This is a genomic window from Neomicrococcus aestuarii, from assembly GCF_014201135.1.
In the GTDB taxonomy this organism is placed as follows: Bacteria; Actinomycetota; Actinomycetes; order Actinomycetales; family Micrococcaceae; genus Neomicrococcus; species Neomicrococcus aestuarii.
Genome location: NZ_JACHDR010000001.1, coordinates 1585694 through 1607647, shown reverse-complemented (window position 1 = coordinate 1607647; position 21954 = coordinate 1585694). Strand labels below are relative to the sequence as shown.

Genomic DNA, 21954 nt, shown 5'->3' with positions numbered 1-21954 from the left:
AATCATGACTGCACTCTCGGATGCCCCGGCTCACGCCCCACAGCAGGATGATCCTGCCCGCGTGAGCCGGGGCCGCCGGTTTGCTTGGCTCGGCTCCGTGCCGTTCTTCTTGTACACCGGCATCTTCTTGCTTCTGCCCACCCTCTTGGTGGTCATTGGTGCGTTCCGTGATCGCAACGGAAACTTCTCTCTTGCGGGCATCAATCTGGTGTTCTCGCAACAGACCCTCCAAATTTTCTGGACCACCACCTACCTGAGCTTGATCACGGCCGCAATCGGCGCCGTCGTAGGGGCACTCGCGTCCTACGCCCTCGCCACGAGCCCCGAAGGTAGCGTCCTGCGCCGCGTCTATACGGCACTGTGCTCCGTGCTCGCGCAGTTCGGCGGCGTGATGCTCGCGTTCGCGTTTATTGCGCTGATCGGCAGAAACGGCACGCTCTCGCGCCTCATGCGTGACGTCTTCGAGACTCAGATTCCCGGCGGCTTCCTCAGCTCCGTCCCCGGACTCGTGCTCGTGTACTGCTACTTCCAGATCCCACTCATGGTGATCGTGTTTCTCCCCGCCCTCGACGGACTGCGTCAGCAGTGGCGCGAAGCCAATGAATCGTTCGGCGGCGGAACCTGGACGTACTGGACGAAAATTGCGGGACCGCTGCTGGCGCCGTCGTTCTTTGGATCCTTCTTGCTCCTGTTCGCGAATGCCTTCTCCGCGTACGCAACCGCCGCGGCCCTGATTTCGCAACAGAACATCATTGTCCCCATGGCCATCGAAGGTGCCTTGCGCAACGAAAATAACCCGGGCATGGATTCCTATGCGCAAGCGCTCGCGCTCGGCATGATTGTGGTGGTGGCGATCGTGATGATCGCGTACGCCTTGCTCCAGAAGCGCACGTCGAGGTGGTTGGGCGCATGAAACGCAGCGAAAAACGTGCGCGCAATCAGCGGATTTTCCGGCTGATTGTTCTGGGGCTCGTCCTCATCTTCATGCTCTACCCGCTCTATGCGCTGTTTGAGTTTTCGATTCGTTTCCCGCTGACCGGCGCGTATGACTGGTCCAGCTGGACGCGCCTCGTCGATGGCTCGCAGTCTCGGCTCGAACCGTTGCGCAACGGTTTTGTGAACTCTTTGGTGATCGCGCTGATTACCGTGGCGATCATGCTGGTGCTCCTGATTCCCACCATGGTGTGGGTGCGCTTGCGCGTGCCGCGGATCAAACGGTGGGTGGAGTTCATTTGCTTGCTCCCGCTCACCATTCCCGCTGTGGTGTTGGTGGTGGGACTCGCGCCGGTGTACCGGTTTATTGCCATTTACGTACTGGACACCAATGCCATTTGGCTGTCCTTCGCATACGTGATTCTGGTGCTGCCGTTCTCCTACCGAGCCCTCGATGCCGGCCTGTCCGCGATTGATGTCAAGACGCTCTCCGAGACCGCTCGATCCTTCGGCGCCAGCTGGTTCACCGTGCTGTGGCGCGTGATTTTGCCGAATATTCGCACCGCTATTGCCTCCGCGAGCTTCATTGCCGTGGCCGTGGTGTTGGGCGAGTTCACGATCGCCCGCTTGCTCAACCGCGAAACCCTGCAGACTGGCGTTTTCTTGGTCAATCAAGCCGATCCTCAGGTTGCCGCCGCGGTGTCCCTCTTGGTGCTGATTTTTGGTGTGGTCCTGTTGGTGGGCTTGGGATTGTTGGATCGCGGCGGTCGGCGCACTTCGCGGCCCGCCGTGGGCGATTCCGCCTCCAGTACCACGACGCAGCTCACCAACCCTGCCTCCCTTACGGACTCGGCGCTCACCGGCCCAGCCCCCGCGGCTTCGGCGAAGCCCTCTTCTTTGGCTCAACAGAAAGATCTCTCGTGACTGAGCAGAACCTTATTTCGACGGCTGCGCTGACCCAGACGCGCGACGGCGTTGCCGTGTCCATGCGCGGACTCAGCCGCTATTACGGATCCGTCCGGGCGCTGGATAACTTCAACTTGGAAATGGCCCCGGGCGAGTTTGTGGCGCTCTTGGGTCCATCCGGTTGCGGTAAAACCACCGCTCTCCGCGCCTTGTCCGGGCTCGAAGAAGTGGACGCCGGCACCGTGACCGTCGATGGCCGCGATCTCACGGATGTTCCCGCGAACAAGCGCAACATGGCAACCGTGTTCCAGAGCTATTCGCTGTTTCCGCACATGACCGTGGCGCAGAACGTGGACTTCCCGCTGTCCTTGCGCAAGCAGTCCACTGCGCTGCGCAAAAAGACCGTGGACACCTACCTGGAACTGGTGGGCTTGGGCCAGCATCACGATCGCTACGCGAGCGAACTCTCCGGCGGCCAGCAGCAGCGCGTTGCTTTGGCCCGGGCGCTCGCCGTGCAGCCGGACGTGTTGTTGCTTGATGAGCCGCTCTCCGCGCTGGATGCGAAAGTGCGCGTGCAATTGCGCGACGAGATCCGCCGCCTGCAGCTCGAGCTCGGGACTACGGCGCTGTTCGTGACGCACGATCAGTCTGAGGCTCTCGCGGTCGCGGACCGCGTGGGCGTGATGCAGTCCGGCAAGCTTTCGCAGATCGGCGCTCCACGCGAAGTGTATGACCGTCCCACGAACGCCTTCGTGGCCGCCTTTGTGGGCAACACCAACCGTTTGCCTGCCAAGATCGAGGCCGGGGAAGCCACCGTTTTGGGCACGCGCGTTCCGCTGCTGCCTGGTTCTGAGGCCGGTCCGGACGCTTTTGTGCTGGTGCGACCTGAGCGCTTGAATGTTGAGCCGCTCGGGGCCAACGATTCTGCAGCCTCCAACACTGCCGCAGTGGACCCGCGTGGAACCGTGGTGTCCACGTCCTTCTTGGGCGACTACGCCACTGTGAACGTTGAGTTGGACGACGCCACGATCATCGTTGCCCAGGTCCACGCCCGCGTGGCCGAGGCCCTCAAACGCGGGGATCGCGTGGAGATCGGCGTGGACAAGGTGCCCGTGCTCGCGGTGGATTAGTGAGTGACTGGTACTAGGGCTGGCTTAAGGCTCGGCCGGAGTCGACCAGTCATGGCCCACCGGGTTTGGCTCGTAAATTTGTCCAACTAAACTGGGTGAATGCGCCTGATTGCAAGTGACCTCGATGGAACCATTGTCCGCAGAGACGGTTCCATTTCTGAGCGCACCATTCAAGCGTTCCGTAGGGCCCGTAACGAGGGTGTGCAGATTGTTTTCGTGACCGGCCGTCCCACGCGCTGGCTGCAGCCCATTCGTGAGGCGTTCGATTCCATTGGGTCCGTTATCTGTTCAAACGGCGCCGTGGTCTACGACTTCGAAACGGAAAAGGTCCTCGAAGCTCAGACCATTCCTGCCCAAGACGTCATGCAGACCCGCGAACTGATCCTCGGTTTGGAGTCGGAGGCCACGTTTGCTGCGGAAACCATCCGACGCCTGCACCTCGAAGAGACCTTCCCGGAGCCGGGCGATTCGCGGCACCTCAAAGAAGTGATTCCCGCGCCTTTTGACCCGGTGCTGCTGGGTGAAGAGGGCGTGGTTAAGCTCCTTGCCAAGTCCCGCACTTTGAGCCCGGAGACGTTCCACGAGCTGGTGGAACCGCATGTGCAGGATCTGGTGTCCGTCACGCATTCGGCCTTCAATATGACTTTGCTGGAAATGGCTCATCCCTCCGTCAACAAGGCTGCGGCGCTCGCCCGGCATGCCGAGTTGTTGGGCATTGAGGCCAAGGATGTGGTGGCGTTCGGTGATATGCCCAATGACATTCAAATGCTCGGTTGGGCCGGGCGAGGCTACGCGATGGCCGGTGGGCATATTTCGGCGCTCGCGGCGTGCGAATTTCAGGCGCAATCCGTGGAGGACGACGGCGTAGCTCAAGTCATCGAGGACCTCCTAGGCTAAGTGCCCGCTCACCTGCGCAGATTCCATAGAATGAGCATGTGACTTCCGAGCAGCGTCCCTCCCGTACGAACGAGTTGGGTCGTACCCATGAGATTCTGGGGCCGAAGACGCACGGTCTTGAGCCGGTTCCGTATTTGCTCAACGAGCGCGGGAACGCGTTGGAAGGGCACAAGCTCGCGTTTGCCCACCGAGGCTTCTCGCCGGAGGGTGATGAAAACACCATGCCCGCGTTCCGTCGCGCAGTGGACCTCGGCTTTCGCTATCTTGAGCTGGACGTGCGGACGTCCAAAGACGGCGTGCTCTACGTCTTTCACGACGAAACCCTGGACCGGGTCACCAATGGCAAGGGTCCCATCAGCCAGTTGACCAGTCTGCAGATCGCGGACATCAAAGTGGCAGGAACTGCCCCCATCCCCACTTTTGAAGAGCTCTTGAATGAGTGGGATGACATCCACCTCAATGTAGACATCAAGGACGCCGCGGGCGCCGAGCTCTTCGCCCAACACGTCATCGATGCCAAAGCCAACCACCGCGTTCTGGCCGCTTCCTTCTCTGATGAGCGGCGTCGTCGTACTTTGACGGCAGCAGGGGAGCGCGTGGCGAGCTCGTCCGGAATGGTGACCACCGTGCTCTCCACGGCCTTCGGGACGGTAGGGGCGCACCGACTGCTGAAGCTGCGGGAGCGGGGAATTGTGGCGTTGCAGGTTCCGCCAAGGTATGTGGGCGTGCCGGTGGTGACGCCCGCTTTTGTGCGGCACGCGCACGAGGCCGGGCTGCAAGTGCACGTGTGGGTGGTCGACGAGCGCACCGAAATGGAACGGCTCCTAGATCTGGGTGTGGACGGGATCATGACGGATCGGGCAGAGGTGCTCGCAACCGTCATGGATGAGCGAGGGTACTGGCCACAATAGGGTCAAGGTGTGCCGTGAGTCACAATCTGTTAGTCTGGGTTCACCGCAACTGCCACGCGCTGACATAGCGCAACCAGAGGCCCCGCTGACTCCGCGGAATGCTTCGAGGCAAGGCTTGGCTCGGCAGCTTTCATCGAAAGCGCCCGGCGGCTCCGGTTCTGCTCCTCGAGCGCTCACTTTCCCCTAGAACGGCACGTTCATGTCTATTGATTCACTGTCCCTAGAAACTTTGTCTTCAAACTCCTTGACTGCATCGCAGCAGGCAACCGCTCGCCGAGCCCAAGACCTGGCCCCAGAAGTGGGACCAGAACTCGCGCGCACGTGGCTGCTCGTCAACGGCACCCATGCGGATCGCTTCGATCACGCCGTTGCCTCCGGAGCAGACGTGGTGGTCTTGGACATCGAAGACGCCGTGGCCCCCAAAGACAAAGAGCGAGCACGCCGCAATGTGACGGCCTGGCTGGATTCTACGGACGAGCACGGGCGGCAGCGTCACGCCTGGGTGCGTATCAATGGGTTCGGTACGCAGTGGTGGGAAGAAGACCTGCGCGAGCTCTCCGGCGTTGCAGGGCTCGATGGCGTCATGCTCGCCATGGTGGAATCGCCAGAGCACGTGACCAAGACCGCTGAGGCGCTCAAGAACACCAAGATTGTGGCGCTCGTGGAGACGGCGCGCGGGGTGCAAAACCTGCAGGATATTGCCACCGCCCGCTCCACGTATCGCTTGGGATTCGGGCTCGGTGACTTCCGCCGAGACACCGGCTTTGGTGAAAACCCCATGACCCTTGCGTACACGCGCTCGCAGTTCACGATTGCATCGCGCGCGGCCAACCTCCCAGGTCCTATCGATGGACCTGCGGTGGGAGCCTTGGGTTCTAAGCTCGCAGAGTCAACGGCTGTGAGCCTCGAATTCGGGATGACGGGCAAGCTGTGCTTGATGCCCGAGCAGGTGGCAACCGTCAACGAAGGGCTAAGCCCGTCCTTGGCCGAATTGTCTTGGGCTACGGAATTCTTGAAGGAGTTCGACTCTGACGGCGGCGAGATCCGCAACGGATCTGATCTTCCACGCCTAGCGCGCGCCAAGAAGGTTTTGGGCCTCGCCCACGCCTTCAACCTGCATGTTCCAGAAGGCTTCGATGTGCACTTCGAGGCACCGACGGACACCTACCACTGCTAAAAGCCAACTATTCCGTGCGACCCAAGCTAGCTATTTCAACAGTGACTACGCTTGCTTGGGTCGCAGCGGTTGAGTGAGGTTTTTCAAGATATCTATGGGGACGTTGCCGTAGTCGCGCATGTCTTGCTCGTCGGCGTCGTCCAGAATCCGCAACCACACGCCGTGCTGCGCAATGCCGCTCAAACGGATGGCCGGCGCAACAAGCTCGGAGAGTTCGTCGACGGTTCCGTAATCGGACCACTGTTCGAGGTAGGTGTGAATGACTTTCGTGATGCGCTCATCGTCTGGCTCGCACGAGAACTCGTCACACATCCAGCGCACGGGCACGGACAGCGTTCCGAAAGGATGTGCCCAGTAGGAATCCGCGAGGTCCATGAAGCGGAGCGGATCGCCCTCTTCGAGCGGAAGCATCACGTTGCCGCGGTGAAGGTCGTTGTGGTCCAAAGATAGGGGGATTCCTGCACTGTGCAGGAGTGCGGCATCCTGGTGCAAGGGCTGGAAGCTCTGGTCCAACTGCTCGGCCGTCTCGGCAGGAATGTGGAGCGGGTGATCCGCTGGCAGGGCCGCGTGCAGAATGAGCTGTTGCTCAAGGTGAGTCATGATCCACGCCGGATCCAGAATCGGCATGCCGTGATCAAAGACCTCATCATCCCGGCCGACGAGTTCCACCTGAGCGCGGCCGAAATCTTGAAGCATGAGCGCCCAGAGGTCTGGGAACGGGCTCGGCAGCGTCTTGAGATTGTCGCCGTAATCAGGAAGCAAAAACCAGCCAGTTTCCATGTTGACGTTGAGCGGAAACGCAAAGCGTTGCTCATTAATGGAATTGAAGAAGCCGGTGATGCTTCCTTCGGCGCTCAGGCCTGGGCACGGCGCTTTGAACCATAGTTGGCCGGCATCTGTGGGAATGGTGGCCTGAGTGCTCCACAGTCGAGTCCTGCCCCATTGCGTGGGTTCAGTGCGGGACACCTCAAATTCTTCAAGGGTTGCGTCAATCCATTCATCGACGTCAGCCCGCCACTGAGGGTCTGCCCACTGCTTTGTCCACCATGCCACATTTAGATAATACGCAGTAAGGATGAAAGGCGCTCAACGGCGCAAGCAATTTAGCCGAGCTTGCCCGGATTTACTCCTGAGTCCTCAGCAATGGCAGTTGGCTCCGTGCCGCGTGCTCGAGCGATGGCTCGCATGACGTGGAAGATGAGAAGCGTTGCCGCGGTTCCAAGAGCGATGCCACCGTATTGCGCTCCACCGAGGGTGAGTACTGGATTGGCGATGGCAATAATCAGGCCAGATCCGGCCGTCATGAGGTTAATGGGGTTGGAGAAGTCCACCTCATTCTGCACCCACAAGCGTGCACCCATGATGCCGATCATTCCGTACAGCACAATGCCGGCACCGCCGGAAACGCCCGCTGGAATCGTCGAGATGAGCGCGCCGAACTTTGGCAAGAACGCAAGCAAAATGGCCACCGAGCCCGCAACCCAGTAAGCCGCGGTAGAGTAAACCCTCGAGGAAGCCATGACCCCAATGTTCTCGGCGTATGTAGTAGTTCCGGATCCGCCGAAGCTTCCTGCGAGAGCCGTGGCCACGCCGTCGGACATCAAAGCCCGTCCGTAGCTACCATCCAGATCCCGGCCCGTCATCAGGGCCACCGTCTTCACGTGACCGATATTCTCGGCAACCAACACCAACACCACGGGAAGGAACAGTGGCAACAAGCTCGCGTGGAACTCGGGCAAATGGAACGGCGGAAGGCCCACCCAGCCGGCCTCGGCCACGGGCGTGAAGTCCACCTGACCCTGCAACAGCGCCACGATGTAACCCACCACAATGCCCACCAGGATGGACAAACGGCCCAGCATGCCCTTGAAAAGCACGGCAGAAATGACCACGGCGGCCAGCGTCACGAACGTGGTCAGAGGGACTTCCTGCATGGCGGTGGTGGTGGCGGAGGCCAAATTCAGCCCGATCGCAGCCACGATCGTGCCCATCACCACCGGCGGCATGAGAGCGTGAATCCAACCCACACCGGATTTCTGAACAATCAATCCCACCAAGAACAGCGCCACGCCGGACATGACCAATCCGCCGAGCGCACCGCCAATCCCGTGCTGATTCATGGCCGCGCCAATGGGGGCGATGAACGCGAAGGACGAACCGAGGTAGCTCGGCACCTTGCCCTGCGTGATCAAAAGGAAGAGCAACGTGCCCACACCCGTGAAGAGAATGGTGGTGGTCACGGGGAAGCCGGTCAGCGTAGGCACCAACACCGTGGCGCCAAACATCGCCATGATGTGCTGCACGCCGATGCTCGCCGTCAGCGGCCAGCTCAGACGTTCGTCCGGTGCCACCACCGATCCCGGGCGAATGGTTTTCCCATCCCCGTGCAGTGTCCAACCGAATCCCAGTGCGTTGCGTTCATTCACGCGCTTAAGAGTAGTGCGTGAGGCGGACACTTGTTGCCTACGTGCGGTGGGTAGAGTTCATTTCATGAAGTACGACGACGCAGCTCAAGACCGCACCCTGGCTTCCGGACACGAAACCCGCGAGGATAGCGTGGCCGATGAGACGCCAATCGAAACGGAGCTGGCGCCCATCCACGAAGAGGCAGAAGCCTCACCGGAGGAAGTGGAGCTAGACGTTGTCCCCGAGGCCACCAAGCATTTGGGCGTCGCGGAGACCGTCGCGCACTTGCGCGAAGGAGCCCGCGAACGCATCGCCGTGACTCGCAAGTTCCGGGCCGCGCAGCTCAAGGCGTTCGAACGGATGATGAGCCGGCACGAATCAGACTTCGTTACTGCTTTAGCCCAGGATCTTGGGAAGTCCGCCGTGGAAGCCCGACTCACGGAGCTGAGCATGGTCCGCAACGAGGTCAAGCTCGCGCAGTTGTACTTAACCGAGTGGATGGGTGCGCAGCATCAGCGCATGCCGATCGCCTTCCAGCCGGCCGTCGCCAAGGTAGAGCCGCAGCCGTTGGGGCTAGTGCTGATCATGGGGCCGTGGAACTATCCGGTGAACAACCTGCTCATCCCGCTGGTCTCCGCGATTGCCGCGGGAAACTGTGCGGTGATCAAGCCGTCAGAAAACGCGCCCACCGTGAGCGCTTTGCTCGAGCGTTTGGTTCCGCAGTATCTGGACCACCGTGCGGTTGCCGTCGTGACTGGCGGCGCCGACGTTGCCGCGGAACTTCTCGAGCAGAAGTGGGATCACATCTTCTTCACCGGTAGCGAGCGCATTGGCCGGAAGGTCTACGCGGCTGCCGCGCAGCAGCTCACGCCCGTCACCCTTGAACTCGGCGGTAAATGCCCTGTGGTGGTGGTTGACGGAAACTGGCCGGCGATTGCTCGGCGCATCGCTTTCGCGAAGTTCACCAACGCCGGCCAGACCTGTGTGGCGCCGGACTATGTGCTTGCCGTGGGGCGAGCTGCGGATGAGTTGGAAAAGCACTTGCCGCGGGCCATCGCCGAGTTCTATGGCAAGGATCCGAGCTCCTCAAAGGACTTCGGACGGATTGTGAACGAATCCCATGTGGACCGTCTCGCCGGGTATTTGGCGGACGGCGACGTGGTGGCTGGTGGAATCGTGGACCGCGCACATCGCTATGTGGCGCCTACCATTCTGAAGAATGTTGATCCGGCATCGCCGGTGATGCAAGAGGAGATCTTTGGGCCCATCTTGCCGATCATTCGTGTGGCGAACGTGGACGAGGCCATCGATTTCATTGGCAACCGCTCCGATCCTCTCGCAGCCTACTTGTTCTCCGAGCGGCCTCGTTTGCATGCGATCTTCGAGGATCACGTGCGCGCCGGCAGTATCGGAATTGGTGTGGCGATCCTGCAAACTGGCGTGACGAATCTGCCGTTTGGCGGCGTTGGAAACTCGGGCACGGGCAACTATCACGGCAAATATGGGTTCGACACGTTCTCCCAGCTACGACCCACTTTGGCGAAGACCACCATGGTGGATACGCTCAAGCCGGTTTATCCGCCGTATGGATGGGCTAAATCCACCATGGTGAAGCGCGCTTTGTAGAACAACATACAGTTCCATAATGCTGTTATTTGTCGCAAAATTTTCTGAATGAGCCCTAGTCAAAGGCTCGCGGTACGCCCGGTACTGTGTAAGTCTTGGATTTTTGGGGCCGTTTTGTTATTGTTGAATCTACGAGCGTTCGCCGGAAACGGACAGATCCCAGCAGATCTTTGAACACTTGGCTGATGATGAGCCTCCTATCCGTTCCTAGGATCTCGGACTCAACCGATGGTGGTCCGCGTGTATACCCCCCAACACACGCGGGCCACTTTCAGTGGAGTCCGCGGTCACCGCTTTGCCCGCTTCGGGACTCCCTTTTGGGAAGTCTTGCGGCGGGCATTGTTGTTTTCGGGCGCGCTTCCCTGATTCCGTGCCATCTACACGTAGCGATTGTTGAGTCGCCGTCTCAGCGCATCCATCGAGGCGTAGTGATAGTTGCACTCCATGCCGCTGGCCCACTCGGAGTGGTGGGCTGATCGGCCGAAACCCGTAGCGATTGTTGCGTTTCCACAGAGTGAAGCGAGGGAATCGTCGCTGGACTCTCGTTTTCCTAGGAAAAACGAGCTCTAGTCCGCAAGTATTGCTACGATCGGTTGCCCTTAACAGGGTTCATTTCATCGGCCCGTAGCCAGCGTTGCGTGATCGTCGTCTCTGAACGTACGATCACGCAACAATCCGGACGAGTGGCCGCGGTTGGCCGCGTCAACTACTCCGCCAACACCGAATCCACGATCGCTTTGGCGTCACGCTGGACCTCAGCTAAGTGCTCGGCGCCCTTGAAGGACTCCGCGTAGATCTTGTAGACGTCCTCTGTGCCGGACGGCCGCGCGGCAAACCATGCGTTCTCGGTGGTCACCTTCAAGCCGCCAATGGACGCGCCGTTTCCGGGCGCCTCAGTGAGTTTGGCCGTGATGGTCTCGCCCGCGAGCTGGTCGGCGGTGACGTCTGAGGGGCTCAACTTACCCAATCGCGCCTTCTGATCCACCGTGGCGGCAGCGTCGATGCGAGCGTAGGCAGGCTCGCCATATTTCTCCGTCAGGCCGCGGTAGAGCTGGCTGGGGGACTGGCCCGTGACGGCCTGAATTTCGGACGCCAAGAGCGCTAGCAAGATGCCGTCCTTATCCGTAGACCACGGGCGGCCGTCAAAGCGGACAAAGCTCGCGCCGGCGGATTCTTCGCCGCCAAAAACGCCGGTCCCATCAAGGAATCCGGGAACAAACCACTTGAAGCCCACGGGAACTTCCACGAGCTTGCGGCCCAAACCGGCGGCCACGCGGTCAATCATGGAGGAGGACACCAAGGTCTTTCCCACGCCCGCATCCTGCGGCCAGGACGTCCGGTTGCGGTACAAGTAATCGATCGCCACGGACAAGTAGTGGTTGGGGTTCATGAGCCCACCATCCGGAGTGACGATGCCGTGCCGGTCCGAGTCGGCGTCGTTACCGGTGGCGATATCGAACTTGTCCTTCTGCCCAATCAGGCTCGCCATGGCGTGCGGGCTGGAGCAGTCCATGCGGATCTTCTCGTCCCAGTCCAGCGTCATGAAGGACCAGCGCGGATCCACGAGCGGATTGACCACTGTCAGGTTGAGGTGGTGATGCTCGGCAATCGCGCCCCAATAATCCACGGATGCGCCGCCCATCGGGTCCGCGCCAATGCGGATTCCGGCGTCCTTGATCGCGGAAATGTTGAGTACTTCCGGCAGCGCATTGACATACGGGGCCCGGAAATCATGGTGTACGACGCCGTCGCTCAGCTTCGCCTGAGCCAGCGGCACTCGCTCTACTTCAGCGAGCTTGCCCTCGATCAGTTCGTTGGCGCGGCGGGCAATCCAGGACGTGGCGTCCGAATCCGCAGGGCCGCCGTGAGGAGGGTTGTACTTGAAGCCACCGTCAGCTGGGGGGTTGTGGCTGGGGGTGATGATGATGCCGTCCGCTTGCGAGGTGTGTGCGGGGTCGGCGTTGTAGCTGAGGATCGCGAAGGACACGGCGGGAGTCGGTGCGTAGTCGCCGTCGCTCTCCCAGAGAACCGTGACGTCATTCGCGGCAAGAACTTCTAGGGCACTGTCTTGCGCGGGGTCGGAGAGCGCGTGCGTGTCTTTGCCCAAAAAGAGCGGCCCGGTGATGCCTTGACCGCGGCGGTAGTCGACGATCGCCTGGGTGATGGCCAAGATGTGGTCTTCGTTGAAGCTGGTCTTCAAGGAGGACCCGCGGTGTCCCGAGGTTCCGAACGCCACGCGCTGGGTGGGTTCTGAAGGATCCGGGTGAACGTCGTAGTAGGCAGAAACTACTGCATCAACATCGATGAGATCTTCTGGAAGGGCACGAGTGCCCGCACGATTCTGGCTCATAAGTTCAGCTTGTCAGAAATCGGGTGGGAAGTCAGGTAATTGTTGCTTGACGTACATTGGTGATTCAGCGAAAGAAGGGCCGTGGCATGACGAGTATTCGACTTCCAGCAACCTCAACGGTGCAACAAGATGACGCGAACGCGCGCGTCACGCAGTGGCGCTTCGAACCTCACACGGAGACGAAGCGGCACGTGCATGAGACCGACTACATCGTGGTTCCCGTAACGAGCGGCGAGCTCACCATCGAAACCCCTGACGCGCTCCGCCATAAGTTCCAAATCGAGGCCGGCCAGTCCTACACGCGGCCTGCTGGGGTGGAGCACAACGTTGCCAATGACACTGATGAAGTCATCATCTTCGTGGAGATAGAGCTCAAGAAATAGAAAACGTGGGCGACGCTCCACCAGCAATGAATGCTGATGAAGAACACCGCCCACGTCATTTCTGCGGCGTGAGGAGAAGCCCCGGAGAGGCTACTTCACGCCGCCCATGAGGCGCTTGATAGCAGGCGTGGCCACCAACAGGGCAACGCCCAAGATGATGCAGCCAGCGCCCAGAGCCACGAAGTACGCGATCTCCTGGCCAGGCTGGTAGTACGCCGCCAGCACGCCAGAAAGCGTGGTTCCCAAAGAGACGGACAAGTAGAACAAGGCCATCATCTGGGTGCGGAAAGCTTCCGGTGCCAGCTTAGTGGAGATGGACAAGCCGATAGGGCTCAAGAACAACTCAGCGAAGGTGCACAGTAGCAAGATGCCAGCGAGCACCAAGAGTGGCGTTTTTTCCAAAGACTCCATGGGAATGAAGATCAAGTACGCAACGCCAATGATGAACAAAGACAGTGCAAACTTCAGCGGAGTGGACGGCTGGCGCTGGCCCATCTTGGTCCACATCGTCGCGAAGATGCCCGCGAAGATGATGATGAAGACGGGGTTGATGGATTGCACCCACGAGGCCGGCATTTCCCAGCCGAAGAGGTTGCGGTCAAGTCGTTCATCCGAGTACACGGCGATGAACGTGAACTGCTGCTGGAACAGTGCCCAGAACGCCACGGACGCAATGAAGAGCGGGATGAACGCGAAGACGCGCTTGCGCTCTACCGTGTTGACCTTCTTGCTGCGCAGGATCACGGTGAAGTAGATGATTGCGGCGATGACCACTACGTAGGAGATCACGGTGGCCAGGTTGTCCAGGGTCACGAGGCGAATCGCGAACACGGCAACAATCACTACGAGGGCCGCGATGCCAATGAGGGCGACCTTCTTGTATTCCTTCGCAGGCAACGGGTTGCTGACTTCGCCGGCAATGGCGGGCAAGTTCTTGCGTCCGGAGGCGTACACGGCAATGCCGAGCGCCATACCCACGGCGGCGGCTCCGAAGCCCCAGTGGAAGCCCATGCTGGTCTGCAGGAAGCCGGTGATCAACGGGCCTACCAGGCCACCGATGTTGACGCCCATGTAGAAGATGGAGAATCCGGCGTCACGGCGCGGATCTTCACGCGAATACAGGGATCCCACAATCGCGGAGGCGTTCGCCTTGAGGCCGCCGGATCCGATCGCCACGAGGACCAGACCAATCGCGAGGCCCACGCCACCTGGCAAGAGCGCCAAAGCAATGTGGCCGAACATGATCATGATGGCCGCGTAGAACAGGACGCGCTCGCCGCCGAAGACTCGGTCGGCTAGCCATGCTCCGAGGATGGTGCTGAGGTACACGCCACCGCCGTAGGCGCCCACAAGGCTCACGGCGAGGGCTTGATCCATGCCCAGTCCACCTTCGGCGACGGAGTAGTACATGTAGTACGCGAGGATCGCTTGCATTCCGTAGAAGGAGAAGCGTTCCCACATTTCTACGCTGAAAAGCGTTGCGAGCGGCTTGGGGTGACCCAGGAAGCCGCGCTGCGATGCCGAGTTTTCGGCCGCATTTGGCGCGTCAGTGCGCGCATCAATCGAATTTGAGGAAGGGGACATTTGCAATATTTTGCGCTTGTTGCGGCGCAAGTGCCCACTTTAGTGATCCAGGTCGCCATCCATTGTGGGCCGCGTAACGGGATGCTTAAGAACCTCGACCGCGAGCACCCTCACCGTCTCCGGCAGCTCGGAATCCGGGAACTCAAACTGCTCATCGCCGATCCAAATGTTCCATTGGTACCGGTCCCGCTGCTGGTGCTGCTGGGCTCGGTTTCTTTCTGAGTACGACGACGCAGCTTCCGTCTCGCCATCATCATCCGTGAGCGTCGGGTCAGGTAGGGGATGATCCGCGTGGTTTTGGTTTTGGTTTTGGTTCTGGTCTTGACTCTGCTGAGCTTCGAGGAGGGCTGCGTCGACGAGCGCCGAAAGGTCTGGTTCATTGGAGCACTCGATGGCACCGCGGCGCGAAATACCGGCGAATCCGCCTGACCGCGTCACTTGTACCCTCATGGCTTCACTCTAATGAACTTGCTTGAGGAGACCTAGGGCGTCGGCTGGAGAACGCCCACAGTTTCCCAGGCTTTCTGGACAGTAGCTTGCTGGGAGGACTCTTCACCGAAGATGCGTCCCGCGTGCTTCACGGTGGATTCGGCGAAAGCCACGAAGGTGGCATCGAGGGGGAGCTCTTGGGACAAGAGGACGTCCGCCCATACTCGACCGGCGCCTTCCCACACGTTTCCGCCGATCGCGGTGGCCGCGAGGTAGAACGCGCGGTTGGGGATGCCGGAGTTGATGTGAACTCCACCGTTGTCCTCGCGCGTGGTGACGAATTCGCTCATGTGCTCGGGTTGTGGGTCCACGCCGAGTGAGGGGTCGTCGTACGCGGTTCCGGGTGCTGACATGGAGCGTAGTGCGTCGCCGGCGATCTGTGGGGTGAACACTTCGCGGCCAATGAACCAGTCGGATTCCTCAGCGCTTTGCCCCAGTGCCCACTGTTCGGCCACGGTTCCTAGGACGTCGGCGCAGGACTCGTTGAGGGCGCCGGATTGACCTTGGTAGGTGAAGTTGGTGGTGTACTGCAAGAACCCGTGGCCGAGTTCGTGAGCCACCACGGTGTAGGAATCCGTGAAGGTGGCGAAAACTTCGCCGTCGCCATCGCCGAAGACCATTTGTTCGCCATCCCAGAAGGCGTTGTCATAGTGGTCCCCGAAGTGCACGGTTCCTTGGAGAGCCACTCCGTGGCCGTCGATGCTGGACTGGTTCAACACTTTTTGCAAGAACGCGTAGATGCTGCCGAACGTGTCGTAAACGCGGTTGACGTCTACATCTTCAGTGGGTTCGTCGCCCTCGGCGCGCACGAGCGTTCCGGGAAGTACTTCCTTGTTCTTAGCGTCAGAGATCTTGCGGGCCAGCGTGCCCTTCACCTGAACGATCGAAGGTTCCGGCTGTGGATTGCGGCGTTCTTGGCGCATCCGCTCGTCAATCTCGAGCGTGCGACGAGCAATCTCCGAGGTCTCCGCCGAAATGAACTCGAGTCCCGGCCCGAAATCAGAACCCTCGACCTGAGAACCTTCAACGCCAGATCCTTGAGCGCCAGAAGCTCCAGATTCGGGAGCCGAAGTAGGGGAGGGTCGCAAGCTCCGAACGGGACCCTGAGTCGAGTCCTCGTTTCCAGAACCACCGTTTCCAGACCCACTGTTTCCAGAGTCCTCGCGAAGATCATCCGTGGGCGCGGGCGTTCCCTCCGCCACGCTCTCCAAGAGGTACGGCGGAACTACGGTGCAAAAGATCTCCATGTCCCTATCTAAACCTTCCCCACTGACATTTAGAACCGTTCGGCCCGACCCTCCAGAGAAGTCCCAGCGAAAACTCCGCCAACGCAAATGTGCTGCCTAACCCAAGATCAGGTCTTGCGGCCCGCTCAACTCGATCCAGCGTCGTCGTACGTCAGGGAAGGCAGGACGCTGCGCAAGCGTCGCCGCCAAAACGTCCGCGGCAGCCAACTGATCCACGGGCAATCCCGTCAGCGCTGCCACGTCCGCCACCGGGATCTGGAAGGTCTTGAACGGGCCCGGCCCGTCCTCGCCCGCTTCCTGGCCGGGACGCAGCCCGCGGCGCAGAATCATGTCCAAACCCTCGCCCTGATCCAGCACGTACGCGCTCGCAGCCAGCTCGCCCCCGCGATTCCACGCGGCGATCTTGAAGAATTGGCGCGGCACCAAAAACCCGCGATAGCTGGGATCTTCGGCTGTAAAAACGCAGCCGGTGAACACGGACAAGCGCTGATCGAAGGTCGCTGCATGCTCGAGCACGTGGTCCTCGAGGCCCAGCCACAGCTCCTTGGACTGGTTGAAGTAGCCCGCTTGTGGCGCGCAGACCGTGTAGTGGAAGGTGTCCGCGTTCGCTTGCGTCGCGACCTGCCGCTCACCCCACACGGGATCACGACGCCGCACCACGTGCCCACGGTCAATGTCGTTGCGCGCGTACAGCTCCTCACCGGCCTGGTGTTCGGCGGGCAATCGCGGGTCCAGGCGCCAGTTGTTGCCGCGCTCGATGTCCGTCACCAAGGTCGCGCCGTCAATGTTCACGGCGGTGATGGCCGGCATGCGCCGTTCGGTGTCCTGGTGAATGGAAAAGTGCGTGTAATCCAGGACGGTCAGCCGCGGATCGGACGGCACCGTGACCGTCTCCGTGCCCAGAAAATCGGGCTGGTATCCGCTAGTGGTCGATGATTCGGAAAGTGACTGGTTATCCGTGGTCATCTCTCGATCCGAACACGCCGAGGTTAATTCTGGGTGAATACCAGCGGCCCGCGCGCGGCTTCCATCGCGGCGGCGAGCGTGAGCAGTTGCCGCTCCGAATGCAAGCGACCAATGAGCTGAACGGCCATCGGCAGGCCGTTCGACGTGATGCTCACGGGCACCACGATCGCCGGCAGCCCGGACACGTTCACCATGGACGTGAACGGCGTGAATTGGCATTGCAGGACGTAATCGCGTTCGGGATCCTCGCGTGTGAAGAAGCCGATTTCGGGCGGCTCCCATGCGAGCGCGGGCGTGAGCACCACATCAAACTTGCCCCAGGCTTCGCGGAATCCGCGCCCGATCTCACTCAAGCGCGTGGCCGCAGCCTGCTTGGTTTCTTCCGATTGTGCGCGCGAAGATTCCCGGAAATCTCGGGCCAGCGGGGTCAGTAGCGCCTCCGCTTCTACCGGAATCGGCGCCTCCGCGAGCCCTCCAGTCCACACCGTGCGGAACGTTGCGTGATAGTCCTCGGGATACTCAAATTTTTCCGGTACGACGACGCAGCTCACCTTCTCGAGCAGCTTGCGGCCGGCTTCGAGTGCGGTGAGAGATTCGGGGGAGAGGCTGCTGCCGAGGGCGGAATCAAAAGGCGAATCGGTGGAAACGGCAATGTGTAGTGGCTCTTCGCGGCCGTGGAGCTTGGCGCTTTGCGGGTTGTCCTTCGCGTGCTTCGGCGCGTAGGTCGCGTGGACAGGATCCAGTGTTCGCGCCACCTCGTAGTACGAGTTCGATCCGCGAGCGCCGGTCATCGCATCCAACAACAGGGCGGCATCGAACGCTGAACGGCCCAAAGGTCCGGTGACCGCAAGCCGGGGCGCACCGCGCTTATCCGTGAGCGGGGTCTTTCCTTCGCTGGCGCCGTTCATGAGGTCCTCGCGAATCAAACCCAGGCTCGTTTTCAAACCCACGAGCCCGCAAGCCGCCGCTGGAATGCGGACGGAACCTCCGCCGTCGTTCCCGGGAGCTACCGCCAGCATGCCGCTCGCGACCGCGGCAGCCGCGCCGCCGCTCGAACCACCGGGCGTGCGGTTCGGGTCAAAGGGGTTGCGAGCCGGAGGGTTCGCGTCGTTTTCGGAGTACGCGTTGAGACCGAACTCGGGGACAGCCGTTTTGCCGATCGTGAATGAACCGGCCTGCGTCACCTTGTCCACCAGCGGATGCGTGAGATCTACCGGAGTTTCGGGAGTGATGCGCGAGCCCATCCGGGTGGGGAACCCGGCCACGTCGATGAGGTCCTTCCACGCAAGCGGCAACCCACCTAGAAGGTCGCGCGCGGAACTGGAACGAGCGGCGTCGTATTTCTTCGCAGCAGTGAGCGCCTTTTCACCATTTACGGCAACGAAAGCCCCCAACTCTTCATTGAGTGAGTGGATTAGATCGAGGGACTGAGCCAATAATTTGACGCTCGTGGTCTCTTCGCGATGCAACGCATCACGTAGTTCCCACGCGGCGGGAAGGGAACTAAGGCGCTGCGAGTGGTTCGTCATGATGGATCCAACTATAGGCTTGAGTGATTAGATGATTCAGAGAATTTTTGAACAGTGAGGTGCCCACCATGAGTGAATTCGAAACCGTTTCAGTGGACCAGGTTCCAGCCGACGCCTTGGTGCTGGACGTGCGCGAAGAGTACGAGTTCGTGCACGGCCACGTTCCCGGCGCCGTGCACATCCCCCTCGGCGACTTGCCGTTGCGCGTAGATGAGCTGGACCCGGACGTCGACACCTACGTGATTTGCCGTACCGGAGGCCGCTCCGCGCAGGCCGCCGCTTGGCTCACGGGCCAGGGCTACACCGCGTTCAACATCGCTGGCGGATCCGGCGCCTGGCTCGAAGCTGGCAAGCCACTTGAGTCTGAGAATGGTCAGGAGCCGACCGTACGGTGATTGACTCAACTGCGCCGAGCGAATCAACTGCGCCCGGTGAACGCGCCGCAACGAGCGTTTCCGTGCCCGCCGCGAACCGCCGCTCCTACGCGTTCCTAGGACCCGCGGGAACCTTCACCGAAGCCGCGCTTCTCCAAGTTCCCGACGCGGCGGAAGCGGACTTCTTCCCGTGCAGCAGCGTCAACTCGGCGCTCACGATGGTGCGCGAAGGTCGCGTCAGCGCGGCAATGGTCCCCATCGAGAATTCGGTGGAAGGTGGCGTCTCCGCGACCCTCGATTCGATCGCGAACGGCTCCAAGCTGCAGATTGTACGCGAGGCGCTGGTCCCCATCACGTTTGTGCTGACCGTGCGTCCGGGCATTACCGAGCTCTCGCAGATTCGGGCGATCTCAACGCACTCGCACGCGTGGGCGCAGTGCCGTTATTGGGCTGAAGAGAACACTCCGAACGCTGAGTTCATCCCCGCCTCCTCTACGGCGGCGGGCGCACTGGGCTTGCTGGACGAGGACGTCACGTACGACGCCGCCATCTGCTCGCCCCTAGTTGCCCAACAGAATTCGCTCACGGTGTTGCGCACGGGCGTGGAAGATAACTCGGGCGCCGTGACGCGTTTCGTGTTGGTGTCCTTGCCTGGTTCGTTGCCGCCCGTCACGGGCTCCGACAAGACCAGCGTGGTCATCCCGCTGCCGGATGATCACCCGGGTGCGCTGATGGACATTCTGGATCAGTTCGCGTCCCGCGGCGTGAACCTCTCCCGCATTGAATCCCGACCCACGGGCGAAGGACTGGGCAACTACTTCTTCTCCGTGGACGCCGAGGGTCACGTGCACGAATCCCGCATGGCGGACGCCCTCATGGGCTTGCACCGCATTACGCCGGAGATCCGATTCTTGGGTTCCTACCCGTCGGCGGACAAGCTCTCGCCGAGCTTTGGTCGCCACAATTCGGAGGAAGCGTACCGTGACGCTCGCGCGTGGGTGGATCGGTTGCGCGGGCTGACGGACGGTCTGTAATTTCGCGAAGGACGACGACGCCGCATGCTTCTGACACTCCAGCTATCGCAGGAGAACCGAGCATCGCACTGAATCAGAGCATTGGCGTGAACAGTGAAGGGACGAGACCCATTGTGGGCCTCGTCCCTTCACTGTTTTGTCTTGCTAGCTTTTAGCTGTGTCCGTTTAGCGGTGAAGCGCCTTGCGAGCTAGCCAGTTGCCAATGAGCTGCGCCAACTGAACCAGCAGCACAATCACCACGACGGCCAGGATGGTCACGGCGTAGTTGAACTGCTGGTAGCCGTACGTAATGGCCATATCACCGAGTCCACCACCGCCGATGTAGCCGGCAACCGCGGACATATCCACCACGCCGATGAAGACGAACGTGTAACCCAAAATCAGTGGGCCAATCGATTCCCTCAACACCACATCAAAGAGCACGCGGGCACGGGAGGAGCCCATGGCGCGAGCTGCTTCCACCACGCCCGGATCCACGCCCACCAAGTTCTGCTCCACAATGCGGCCGATCACCACGGACGCCATGAGCGTCATGGGGACAATCGCCGCCTCGGTGCCGATACTCGTGCCGATCAGCGAGAGGCTAAACGGTCCTACGAGGGAGATGAAGATGATGAACGGGATGGGTCGCACCACGTTGATGATGAAGTTCAAGACGTTGAACACCACGGCGTTCTGCAAGATGTTCCCTGGACGGGTGGCATAGAGCAGGATGCCAATGATCAGGCCGAAGAATCCGCCAAGAAGCATGGTGATGACCACCATGGTGAGAGTTTGTTGGAGGGACTGCGTCAGCAGGGGCCCCATGGTCTCCCAGTCGATCATGATGCGTCTCCCTTCAAGATGCTGCGCTGATCGGCCCAGACTTGCGTTGCGGTGATCCTTGTAAGGCTCTCAATGAGCTGTTGCACGTCAGCGTCCGGGCCGTCGAAGACGTAGGTGAGCGAACCGTAGGGTCGCTGCGCGATCTCCGTGATGGAACCGAACACCACCGTCTTTCGAACCGTGCTGGCCTGGCTGAGTAAATCAGCCACCCCGGAACTGGCAGGTGCCTCTGAACTGGAGCCAGCGTCGTCGTACTCACTGCGATCCGGAACCGCAGACTCAACAATGCTCACCGTGACGAAAGTGCCGGGGTGAAGCGATTGCAAGCGGGCGACCGTCTCCGGGCTGGGCCGGTCCTGGATGGTGGAGTTGATGAAGCGCTGGGTGGCTTCTTCCTTCGCGAACGCGAACACGTCATAGACCGGTCCGTATTCGAGAACCTTGCCGTGTTCCATGACGGCCACGTTGGAGCAGATGCTGCGCACCACGTGCATTTCGTGGGTGATGACCACAATGGTGGTGCCGAATTCAGTGTTCACACGCTTCAAGAGGTCCAAGACCTCCGCCGTGGTTTCTGGATCCAGCGCCGAGGTGGCCTCATCCGCCAACAAAATCTTGGGGTTCGTGGCGAGCGCGCGCGCAATACCCACGCGTTGCTTCTGACCGCCAGAAAGTTGGGACGGGAACTGATTGCGCTTGGACTCGATGCCCACAAACCGCAGCAATTCAGTGACGCGCTTAGCGCGTTCTTCCGCCTTCACGCCGGCCACAATGAGCGGGTACTCGATGTTCTTGGCCACGGAACGCGAATTCAACAGGTTGAACTGCTGGAAGATCATGCCGATGCTCGAACGAAGCGTTCGCAGCTCGCGTTCTTTCATCCGGGTCAGGTCTGCACCGTCCACGCGAAGATCACCGGTATCCGGCAACTCCAACGCGTTGATCAGGCGAACCAAGGTGGACTTTCCAGCGCCCGAGTATCCGATGATTCCGGTAATGGAGCCGGCCTCAATATCCAGCGTTACATCCTGGACGGCCTTGACGGGGTCCGAGTTTTTAGTTCCCGGGAACGTCTTACTGACGTTTCTAAACTCTACGATTGCTGTCACAGCGAGAATCCTTTGCTAAGCACAAGTAGGTGGCTCCACGCGTCATCGCAGAACCACCTACTGAGTGCAGAAGAAGTA

20 protein-coding genes are annotated in these 21954 nt (G+C 60.6%); 10 read left to right on the top strand and 10 right to left on the bottom strand.

The genetic code is table 11. The features are described 5' to 3' along the window. The first annotated feature begins 4 nt into the window (after positions 1–4). From HD598_RS07180 to HD598_RS07155, 6 genes are all read left to right on the top strand, one after another. Positions 5–913, top strand: coding sequence for an ABC transporter permease (locus tag HD598_RS07180; protein ID WP_183664819.1), 909 nt, complete (start codon positions 5–7; stop codon positions 911–913). Further along, positions 910–1857 carry an ABC transporter permease gene (locus HD598_RS07175; RefSeq protein ID WP_183664818.1) on the top strand — a complete coding sequence of 316 codons (948 nt, stop codon included), beginning with the start codon at positions 910–912 and terminating at the stop codon, positions 1855–1857. Before HD598_RS07180 ends, HD598_RS07175 begins: the two co-directional genes overlap by 4 nt. Then, on the top strand, positions 1854–2969 hold the full coding sequence (locus tag HD598_RS07170) for an ABC transporter ATP-binding protein (protein WP_311538982.1): 1116 nt from the start codon (positions 1854–1856) through the stop codon (positions 2967–2969). The genes HD598_RS07175 and HD598_RS07170 overlap by 4 nt, the downstream gene beginning before the upstream one ends. Before the next feature lie 99 nt (positions 2970–3068). Beyond that, positions 3069–3866 carry an HAD family hydrolase gene (locus tag HD598_RS07165; RefSeq protein WP_183664816.1) on the top strand — a complete coding sequence of 266 codons (798 nt, stop codon included), beginning with the start codon at positions 3069–3071 and terminating at the stop codon, positions 3864–3866. A gap of 38 nt (positions 3867–3904) precedes the next feature. After that, positions 3905–4777 carry a glycerophosphodiester phosphodiesterase gene (locus HD598_RS07160; protein ID WP_311538981.1) on the top strand — a complete coding sequence of 291 codons (873 nt, stop codon included), beginning with the start codon at positions 3905–3907 and terminating at the stop codon, positions 4775–4777. 199 nt (positions 4778–4976) lie between these two features. Then, positions 4977–5954 carry an HpcH/HpaI aldolase/citrate lyase family protein gene (locus HD598_RS07155; protein WP_183664814.1) on the top strand — a complete coding sequence of 326 codons (978 nt, stop codon included), beginning with the start codon at positions 4977–4979 and terminating at the stop codon, positions 5952–5954. 45 nt (positions 5955–5999) lie between these two features. Here the strand turns inward: HD598_RS07155 and HD598_RS07150 are convergent, their stop codons facing one another. Both HD598_RS07150 and HD598_RS07145 read right to left on the bottom strand, forming a co-directional pair. Further along, on the bottom strand, positions 6000–7007 hold the full coding sequence (locus tag HD598_RS07150) for a hypothetical protein (protein ID WP_183664812.1): 1008 nt from the start codon (positions 7005–7007) through the stop codon (positions 6000–6002). Between the two features lie 50 nt (positions 7008–7057). Beyond that, positions 7058–8380, bottom strand: coding sequence for a uracil-xanthine permease family protein (locus HD598_RS07145; protein ID WP_071895284.1), 1323 nt, complete (start codon positions 8378–8380; stop codon positions 7058–7060). Between the two features lie 64 nt (positions 8381–8444). Between HD598_RS07145 and HD598_RS07140 the strand changes: the two genes are divergently transcribed. Continuing rightward, the gene (locus tag HD598_RS07140) at positions 8445–9986 is read left to right on the top strand and encodes an aldehyde dehydrogenase family protein (protein WP_183664810.1); all 1542 of its coding nucleotides are present in this window, start codon (positions 8445–8447) and stop codon (positions 9984–9986) included. Positions 9987–10692: 706 nt separating this feature from the next. On the opposite strand, the gene pgm is transcribed toward HD598_RS07140, so the two are convergent. After that, positions 10693–12336 carry a phosphoglucomutase (alpha-D-glucose-1,6-bisphosphate-dependent) gene (gene pgm / locus HD598_RS07135; protein WP_183664809.1) on the bottom strand — a complete coding sequence of 548 codons (1644 nt, stop codon included), beginning with the start codon at positions 12334–12336 and terminating at the stop codon, positions 10693–10695. Between the two features lie 86 nt (positions 12337–12422). On the opposite strand from pgm, the gene HD598_RS07130 reads away from it, so the two are divergent. After that, positions 12423–12719 carry a cupin domain-containing protein gene (locus HD598_RS07130; RefSeq protein WP_071894419.1) on the top strand — a complete coding sequence of 99 codons (297 nt, stop codon included), beginning with the start codon at positions 12423–12425 and terminating at the stop codon, positions 12717–12719. Positions 12720–12809: 90 nt separating this feature from the next. Here the strand turns inward: HD598_RS07130 and HD598_RS07125 are convergent, their stop codons facing one another. The 5 genes from HD598_RS07125 to HD598_RS07105 all read right to left on the bottom strand — a co-directional run bounded on the left by HD598_RS07125 (position 12810) and on the right by HD598_RS07105 (position 18534). Continuing rightward, the gene (locus HD598_RS07125; protein ID WP_183664807.1) at positions 12810–14303 is read right to left on the bottom strand and encodes a peptide MFS transporter; all 1494 of its coding nucleotides are present in this window, start codon (positions 14301–14303) and stop codon (positions 12810–12812) included. Positions 14304–14342: 39 nt separating this feature from the next. Beyond that, positions 14343–14753, bottom strand: coding sequence for a hypothetical protein (locus HD598_RS07120; protein WP_183664805.1), 411 nt, complete (start codon positions 14751–14753; stop codon positions 14343–14345). Positions 14754–14785: 32 nt separating this feature from the next. Beyond that, positions 14786–16039, bottom strand: a complete 1254-nt coding sequence (locus HD598_RS07115) for a M4 family metallopeptidase (protein WP_221244614.1) — start codon at positions 16037–16039, stop codon at positions 14786–14788. Between the two features lie 96 nt (positions 16040–16135). Beyond that, positions 16136–17005, bottom strand: coding sequence for a DNA/RNA non-specific endonuclease (locus tag HD598_RS07110; protein WP_183664803.1), 870 nt, complete (start codon positions 17003–17005; stop codon positions 16136–16138). A gap of 23 nt (positions 17006–17028) precedes the next feature. After that, a complete protein-coding gene (locus HD598_RS07105) occupies positions 17029–18534 on the bottom strand; it encodes an amidase (RefSeq protein WP_071894415.1) in 1506 nt (501 codons plus the stop codon). 68 nt (positions 18535–18602) lie between these two features. Here HD598_RS07105 and HD598_RS07100 point away from each other — a divergent pair, with 68 nt between their 5' ends. Then, a complete protein-coding gene (locus tag HD598_RS07100) occupies positions 18603–18929 on the top strand; it encodes a rhodanese-like domain-containing protein (protein ID WP_183664801.1) in 327 nt (108 codons plus the stop codon). 62 nt (positions 18930–18991) lie between these two features. Continuing rightward, the gene (gene pheA, locus HD598_RS07095) at positions 18992–19942 is read left to right on the top strand and encodes a prephenate dehydratase (protein WP_183666706.1); all 951 of its coding nucleotides are present in this window, start codon (positions 18992–18994) and stop codon (positions 19940–19942) included. A gap of 165 nt (positions 19943–20107) precedes the next feature. Here the strand turns inward: pheA and HD598_RS07090 are convergent, their stop codons facing one another. Both HD598_RS07090 and HD598_RS07085 read right to left on the bottom strand, forming a co-directional pair. Continuing rightward, positions 20108–20767 carry a methionine ABC transporter permease gene (locus HD598_RS07090; protein WP_071894414.1) on the bottom strand — a complete coding sequence of 220 codons (660 nt, stop codon included), beginning with the start codon at positions 20765–20767 and terminating at the stop codon, positions 20108–20110. Continuing rightward, a complete protein-coding gene (locus tag HD598_RS07085; protein ID WP_183664799.1) occupies positions 20764–21876 on the bottom strand; it encodes a methionine ABC transporter ATP-binding protein in 1113 nt (370 codons plus the stop codon). Before HD598_RS07085 ends, HD598_RS07090 begins: the two co-directional genes overlap by 4 nt. Positions 21877–21954: the final 78 nt, after the last annotated feature.

Bases quoted from the DNA above. Each gene is read 5' to 3' on its own strand.
- HD598_RS07180 (WP_183664819.1), top strand. From the start codon at position 5: ATGACTGCACTCTCGGATGCCCCGGCTCACGCCCCACAGCAGGATGAT.
- HD598_RS07175 (WP_183664818.1), top strand. From the start codon at position 910: ATGAAACGCAGCGAAAAACGTGCGCGCAATCAGCGGATTTTCCGGCTG.
- HD598_RS07165 (WP_183664816.1), top strand. From the start codon at position 3,069: ATGCGCCTGATTGCAAGTGACCTCGATGGAACCATTGTCCGCAGAGAC.
- HD598_RS07155 (WP_183664814.1), top strand. From the start codon at position 4,977: ATGTCTATTGATTCACTGTCCCTAGAAACTTTGTCTTCAAACTCCTTG.
- HD598_RS07140 (WP_183664810.1), top strand. From the start codon at position 8,445: ATGAAGTACGACGACGCAGCTCAAGACCGCACCCTGGCTTCCGGACAC.
- pgm (WP_183664809.1), bottom strand. From the start codon at position 12,336: ATGAGCCAGAATCGTGCGGGCACTCGTGCCCTTCCAGAAGATCTCATC.
- HD598_RS07130 (WP_071894419.1), top strand. From the start codon at position 12,423: ATGACGAGTATTCGACTTCCAGCAACCTCAACGGTGCAACAAGATGAC.
- HD598_RS07125 (WP_183664807.1), bottom strand. From the start codon at position 14,303: ATGTCCCCTTCCTCAAATTCGATTGATGCGCGCACTGACGCGCCAAAT.
- HD598_RS07120 (WP_183664805.1), bottom strand. From the start codon at position 14,753: ATGAGGGTACAAGTGACGCGGTCAGGCGGATTCGCCGGTATTTCGCGC.
- HD598_RS07115 (WP_221244614.1), bottom strand. From the start codon at position 16,039: ATGGAGATCTTTTGCACCGTAGTTCCGCCGTACCTCTTGGAGAGCGTG.
- HD598_RS07110 (WP_183664803.1), bottom strand. From the start codon at position 17,005: ATGACCACGGATAACCAGTCACTTTCCGAATCATCGACCACTAGCGGA.
- HD598_RS07105 (WP_071894415.1), bottom strand. From the start codon at position 18,534: ATGACGAACCACTCGCAGCGCCTTAGTTCCCTTCCCGCCGCGTGGGAA.
- HD598_RS07100 (WP_183664801.1), top strand. From the start codon at position 18,603: ATGAGTGAATTCGAAACCGTTTCAGTGGACCAGGTTCCAGCCGACGCC.
- HD598_RS07090 (WP_071894414.1), bottom strand. From the start codon at position 20,767: ATGATCGACTGGGAGACCATGGGGCCCCTGCTGACGCAGTCCCTCCAA.